Genomic DNA, 2,524 nt, shown 5'->3' on the forward strand with positions numbered 1-2,524 from the left:
CAGGGCAAACGCATCTTAAATGGGCTGTGGGCAAGGAATAGCGGTCAGACAGTAATGCCGATTCTATTCAAATACAACTATTATTCATTATCAACTATTTAACTATATCAATATTTAATTAATTCATCATTAAACAATAACTCTTATTTAATACATAATTACTATAAATAAATTAACAAACAAATAAAGGCGAAGGGTATGGCATCGCCATGCCCCAGCCACGGGCGCCTGTAAAAAATTTGCCCTGATAAATAGTATATTTAACAACAAGTAATCGCTCTTTTATCCTATGCGCTTTCTACTTAATAAGGAGCGAAATTAACTCCGAATTTCAACATAACTTACTGTTGATTGTTAAAAGTAATAAGTCAAACATAGTTAGAGATTTACTAACATTTATAACGAGTTCAATATTTGGCAAGCGATTATAAATTTAGTCCCAAAATATCAGCCAAGTATTCGTTATTCATGGATGCCAAAAACTGTTTATTCTTTGTTCCAAACTTTCGACTTTTATCTTTACCTAAAAGATTAACTGCTATTCGACGTAAAACTGCAAAATTTTGTGGTGCATTATCTTTGCGAATGCGACAGTCATCTTCGTTAAATCCAACATCTAATATCCAATGTAATGAATTTTCAACACCCCAATGACTGCGAACTGCATTCCCAAATTTTTTTGCGTTTCGATTTAAACTACTGATATAATAGCGTGTTTCAACTGTTGTTTCTCCATTTACCATTCTTACTGATTCTACCATACCAATACTTTGAAAATTTTCCCACTCCTTACTATCTACAATGCGATTTGAAATATCTGTAAGCATTAGATAATTACGTATTTCTTCGCGGCCATGTCCTGATTCACGAGTGCTGTAACTACTTGATTTGAATCCTCTGCATCTAGAAGAAATAGCTTCTTTAAATAATTGCTCAACGTTTTGATATAAGTTTCCTTGATTGGATTTAAGTGCAATCACATAATCTCCTTCTTGTTTAATTATAGTTTTAACTATTTCTTTTTGACAACCTATTGCATCAATAGTAACAATACAACCAGAAATATCTAATACTTTTATCAGTTCTGGAATTGCTGTTATTTCATTTGATTTATTATCTACTTTTAGCTGCCCCATCACTAATCGATTACTTACCGCCCAGGCGCTAATCATATTAATCGCTCGCTGAGACGATTTTTTATTATATGAACGTCTTAATTGTTTGCCGTCAATCGCAATCACTTCACCATTAGTTATTTTTGCAACTGATTTTATCCACTCTAAAAAGCATTCTTGGAAAGAAGTAGGATTAATTTTTGCAAACACTCTTGCAATAGTATCGTGAGAAGGAATACCATTCGGTAACTCCAAAAACTTTCCTAACCATTCCTTTTTTTCTTGCCCATACGTTTCTATTGCTATCCAAGTTTCGGCTCCACAAATAACCGCACAAATTGCAATCGTAATTATATCTATCAACTTGTGCCGTTTAGTACGTTCTATTCTTGGGTCTTTTACATTTTCAAAAAAATCTGATATTGTTCGCTTTTGAAGAGGTTCCATCATTAAATCGGTCATAGCTGTACCTGAGAAATATGAATCAAGATTATCATCACATGTCCATATTTTTTGGAAGCATTCGGTTTTGGGAAAAATACTTAAACAATGTGGCACTGAGAAAAATGATAAATGTAGTTAAATACACGACTCAGTATATGTACTACAAAACAATCATAATATTCATTCAACGACCATCAAGTTAAATAATAATTATTCTTAATAGTTACTAAAAAATAATACTAACACCAGCAAATGTTACTGTTTTTAGCTAAACAATAGTTGATTCTAATAGCAATTTCTTTGCGACATCAACTACAAGCGATTAGTGTGATAAATTATACTTTAACTTAATAGTTCCAGTGATGATAATTACGTTTACATCGACTCAGGTGGTTTCCAATACTGAACAGTGCTGCTTGGATGTATATGATTACTTTAAGCAAGTCAAAATCCTGTGTTGTTATTTTACACACAACACGTTTCTTTTTGTGGCGCCGTGGCGTTGTTATTAGCTAAAGCTAATAACCTCCGCTTGCGATGCATATAGTTTTTTTTAGTATTATTTTTTTGGTTCATATTCTGAGATATATTGAGAATAGTTATTAATTAATTAGTAAACTTTAAATGAGTACCGCGCGGTTGGTAAGTAATACTTGTAGTGAGCATTGTAACTGGCTATATTTAAAATTATATTGTTATCTCTCGGCGCATGAAGTTTGAGTATTTCTACAAAGACTGGATGCTCTCTATTTTTTCGGTATTCGTAGCGGGCACGAACCATATCAAAAGTCTGTATTTTTATAGTAAATAAGTATTGACATGCTTTTTTGTTTCATATTTATTTAAGTAAATTTTAATATAGTTAAATAGTTTAGTAGTGGTTATTAGTCGTATTTGAAGAAACTCTGCGCTCCCACTTGACCGCTATTCCTTGCCCAAAGCCAATTTAAGATGCGTTTGCCCTG

The 2,524-nt window shown here is 32.6% G+C and carries 1 protein-coding gene; it reads right to left on the reverse strand.

Annotated features, from left to right (window positions below; translation table 11 throughout):
* Positions 1-425: 425 nt before the first annotated feature.
* The gene (locus DSM106972_RS50860; protein WP_127087839.1) at positions 426-1,562 is read right to left on the reverse strand and encodes an ISAs1 family transposase; all 1,137 of its coding nucleotides are present in this window, start codon (positions 1,560-1,562) and stop codon (positions 426-428) included.
* Between the last annotated feature and the right edge of the window lie 962 nt (positions 1,563-2,524).

The sequence above is a fragment of the Dulcicalothrix desertica PCC 7102 genome (genome assembly GCF_003991905.1).
In the GTDB taxonomy this organism is placed as follows: Bacteria; Cyanobacteriota; Cyanobacteriia; order Cyanobacteriales; family Nostocaceae; genus Dulcicalothrix; species Dulcicalothrix desertica.

Bases quoted from the DNA above. Each gene is read 5' to 3' on its own strand.
- DSM106972_RS50860 (WP_127087839.1), bottom strand. From the start codon at position 1,562: ATGGAACCTCTTCAAAAGCGAACAATATCAGATTTTTTTGAAAATGTA.